The sequence below is a fragment of the Saccharopolyspora sp. genome (genome assembly GCF_017434145.1).
Classification (GTDB): Bacteria; Actinomycetota; Actinomycetes; order Mycobacteriales; family Pseudonocardiaceae; genus Saccharopolyspora_C; species Saccharopolyspora_C galaxeae.
On sequence record NZ_JAFRFW010000330.1, the window covers coordinates 1 to 3,570 of the forward strand.

General features: G+C 70.5%; 5 protein-coding genes. 3 read left to right on the plus strand and 2 right to left on the minus strand.

Features of this window, described 5'->3' with window-relative positions:
- A partial coding sequence (locus IJH84_RS09170) for an FAD-dependent oxidoreductase (RefSeq protein WP_295142691.1) occupies window positions 1-715 on the minus strand: 715 nt, incomplete at its 3' end.
- A 248-nt stretch (window positions 716-963) separates the two neighbouring features.
- Between IJH84_RS09170 and IJH84_RS09175 the strand changes: the two genes are divergently transcribed.
- The 3 genes from IJH84_RS09175 (at window position 964) to IJH84_RS09185 (ending at window position 2,679) form a co-directional block, all read left to right on the plus strand.
- The gene (locus IJH84_RS09175; RefSeq protein WP_200069945.1) at window positions 964-1,140 is read left to right on the plus strand and encodes a hypothetical protein; all 177 of its coding nucleotides are present in this window, start codon (window positions 964-966) and stop codon (window positions 1,138-1,140) included.
- A 342-nt stretch (window positions 1,141-1,482) separates the two neighbouring features.
- Window positions 1,483-2,040, plus strand: coding sequence for a methyltransferase domain-containing protein (locus IJH84_RS09180; protein WP_295142702.1), 558 nt, complete (start codon window positions 1,483-1,485; stop codon window positions 2,038-2,040).
- A 135-nt stretch (window positions 2,041-2,175) separates the two neighbouring features.
- Window positions 2,176-2,679 carry a GNAT family protein gene (locus tag IJH84_RS09185; protein WP_295142696.1) on the plus strand — a complete coding sequence of 168 codons (504 nt, stop codon included), beginning with the start codon at window positions 2,176-2,178 and terminating at the stop codon, window positions 2,677-2,679.
- On the opposite strand, the gene IJH84_RS09190 is transcribed toward IJH84_RS09185, so the two are convergent.
- Window positions 2,680-3,570 (minus strand): acetyl-CoA carboxylase biotin carboxylase subunit (locus IJH84_RS09190; RefSeq protein ID WP_295142699.1); only part of this gene is annotated, 891 nt, incomplete at its 5' end.

Here is a 3,570-nt window from a genome sequence, read left to right on the forward strand (position 1 = left end):
ACTGGTAGGCAAGCGTCTCGATGATCACGTCCGGGACCGCCGTCGCCACCGCCTCGGCCACCGCGGCCCGCCCGTCGTCCGGGCTGAACTCGGTTCCGGTGAACACCGGCGGCCGCCGCGTCACCCACGTCGTGCCTGCGACCTCGGCGATCTCGGTGAGCAGTTCGACCGCGGAGATGCCGCCGCCGACGACGATCACCCGCAGCCCGCGGAACTCCTCTGGCCCGCGGTAGTCGGCCGTGTGCAGCTGCCTGCCGCGGAAGGTCGCCTGACCCGGGTAGTGCGGCACGAACGGCCGCCGCCACGTTCCGGTCGCGTTGATCACCGCCCGGGCGGCCCAGCGCTCGGAGCCCGCGTCGACCAGCAAGCGCCGGTCGGGGCCGTACCGCACCGAGTGCACCTGCACGGGACGGCGCACCGGCAGGTGGAACGTTCGCTCGTAGCGGTCGAAGTACTCCGCCATGACCTCCGCGGCCGGGCGCTGCCCGACCTTCTCCCGCAGCGGCAGCCCGGGGAGGTCGTGGATGCCGTGCACGCCGCCGATCCGCAGCGATGGCCAGCGGTGCCGCCACGCTCCGCCGGGCGCCGAGTCGGCGTCGAGGACCACGTGATCACCGGCGTCCGCGAACCCGTTGCGTCCGAGGTGGTACGCGCTGCTGAGCCCGGCCTGCCCGGCCCCGATCACGACCACGTCGACTTCGTGCTCCACGTTCACCGCAACGCCGCACCCGGCCGCGGACGTCCCGTACCCGGTGTGTCGTCGACCACCGGGAAACGCCACTCGGGCGGGTGCGACGGACGCCACTCCAGCCCCTCTTTAACCCGTCCGAAACAAGCGCCTAGTATCGAAGTGCAAGTGGGTGTTCGCCCCAAACCTCTTCCGCTCGTCGTGCCTTCGGGCCATGCCTGTGCGCGGCCGCTGGCGCATGTCCGGAAGACGGGGAGGTAAGCAGAAGGGAGGCAATGAAAGTGGCAATGGTGTGGGTGGCTCTTGCGGTCGAAGCTGTCGTGCTGCTCGCGGCTGCGGTCGCGGCGGTGAGGTGGGTTGGCAAGCCTGCGCCGAACACCCCGGCCCGGCCCGCTGAACAGCAGGGACCGGTGACCGAGCCGACCGGTGGGCTGATCGAGCAACCGGCCTGAACGAGTGCAGCGGGCTTGCCCGTCGAGGGCAAGCCCCGAGCACGGTGATCGCCGCGCCATCGGCGGCGAAACCGGTTTCGTTACACATTTTCCCGGGATGCTTTTCCCGGTTTTTCGCGGCGCTTTCCGCGTTCGTCGGAACTTCCTTTTTCGCGTTTCATCGCGCGGGTTGCCGCCCGGCCGACAGGTCCGCGCCGGGCATCGCCCGGCCCCCGATAGAGTGCCCGGGTCCCTGCTCGACGACCGCGGAAGGCAGTTGTGACCACATCGCAGCAGCAGCCCCGTCCCGGTGCTTCGCCCGGCTCGGCGCTCGCGGAGTACCGCAGGTTCGCCGCACGGGCGGTGCGCGAACCCGGCCTGGTCGGCGCGGTCGCGCCGAGTTCTCCTTTCCTGGCGCGTGAAATGGCGGCCGTCGTGCCGAGCCGCACGGCCGCGCCCGTCGTGGTCGAGCTGGGTCCCGGCACGGGTGCGCTTTCCCGCGCGGTGCACGAGCGGCTGCCCGAAGGCGGCAGGCACCTGGCGATCGAGATCGACCCGGGCATGATCGAGCACTTGCGCGCCGACCTGCCGTGGCTGGAAGTCGTGCGCGGCGACGCGTCCCGCCTCGGCGCGCTGCTGGCCGAGGCAGGGGTGAGTTCGGTGGACGCGGTGGTCAGCGGGCTGCCGTGGTCGATCTTCTCCGGCGAGCTGCAGCGCGACATCCTGACCGAGGTCGGCAAGGCCCTCGCGCCGGGTGGCGCGTTCACCACGTTCGCCTATGTGCACGCGCTGGGCATGTCCGGTGCGCAAGCGTTCCGCCGCCGCCTGGACGGCGCGTTCGACGAAGTCCTCACCAGCCGCACGGTGTGGCGCAACGTGCCACCGGCCCGCGTCTACACCTGCCGCCGCCCCAAAGCTTGATCGCCGGAGGTTGATCCGGCGCGCGCACGTGCCGTGCAACCCGGTGGCGGAAATTTGCCACCGGAACAGAGCATGTCCCGTGGCGCGAGATCGGTCTACGGTCGCCATGTGGGGACATTGGTGCGGCTCAGACCGGTGCTATCCGACGACCTTCCCGAATTGGAGCGGATGCTCAACTCCCGGGAAGCCAGCCATCCCTACAACTGGTTCGGCTACCAAGGCTCCGGGCACTTCGGCAAGCGGTGGGAGCGATCCGGGCTGCTCTCGGCCGACGAGGGCGTGCTGCTGGTGGTCTACGAGCAGGACCCGGACCACCGGCTGGGGTTCGTGTCCTGGGACAAGAGCAAGACGGGGCAGAACTCGTTCTGCTGGAACATCGGCATCAACCTGCTACCGGACGCGCGCGGCCAGGGCCACGGCACCGAGGCGCAGCGCCAACTCGTCGAGTACCTGTTCGCGCACACCCAGGTCAACCGGATCGAGGCGGGCACCGAGGTGGACAACTTCGCCGAGCAGCGCGCCCTCGACAAGGCCGGTTTCACCCGCGAGGGCGTGCTGCGCGGCTGGTTGTTCCGCGGCGGCCGCTGGCGCGACTGCGTGCGCTACAGCGTGCTGCGCGAGGAGGTCGTGCGGGACTGATCAGTCCAGCTGCTCTTCCAGCCACGTCGTGTGCACCGGGCAGCTGCGCAGCTTGTCGTCGTCGACCAGGCGCTGGTGCAGTCCGATCGTGTTGGCGACCCCTTCGATCCGGAACTCCGCGAGCGCCTGCCTGGCCCGCGAGTACGCCTGCTCCCGATCGGCTCCCCAGCAGATCAGCTTGGCGATCATGGAGTCGTAGAACGGGCTGATCCGGTCGCCGCGAGTCAGCCCGGTGTCCACCCGCACGCCCGGCCCGCCGGGCAGGTCGAACGCGGTGACCTCGCCGGGGCAGGGCGCGAAGTCGCGGTCCGGGTCCTCGGCGTTGATCCGCAGCTCCACCGCGGCACCGTTGCGGGTCAGCTGCCGCTGGGTGCACGAGATCGGTTTGCCCGCGGCGACCCGCAGCTGCTCGGCGACCAGGTCGACCCCGCTGACCAGCTCGCTGACCGGGTGTTCCACCTGGATGCGGGTGTTCATCTCCATGAAGTAGAAGTTCTGGTCCTCGTCGACCAGGAACTCCACGGTCCCGGCGTTGCGGTAGCCGACGTGCCGCGCCAGCCGCACCGCCGCGTCGGTCATCAGTTCCCTGGTCCGTTCGTGCAAGCCCGGTGCGGGCGCTTCTTCCAGCAGTTTCTGCCTGCGCCGCTGGACCGAGCAGTCCCGCTCGAACAGGTGCACCACGTTGCCGTGATCGTCGGCGAGGACCTGCACCTCGACGTGCCGCGGCCGGGCCAGCGCCCGTTCCAGGTACGACGTGCCGTCACCGAAGGCGGAACGGGCCTCGGCCTGCGCGGCAGGCAGCACGTCGGCCAGCTCCTCGGCCGAGGAGACCGGGCGGATGCCGCGCCCGCCACCGCCGGCGGCAGCCTTGACCAGCACCGGGTAGCCGAT

Coding starts and splice junctions, on each gene's coding strand:
- IJH84_RS09175 (WP_200069945.1), top strand. CDS start 964: ATGAAAGTGGCAATGGTGTGGGTGGCTCTTGCGGTCGAAGCTGTCGTG.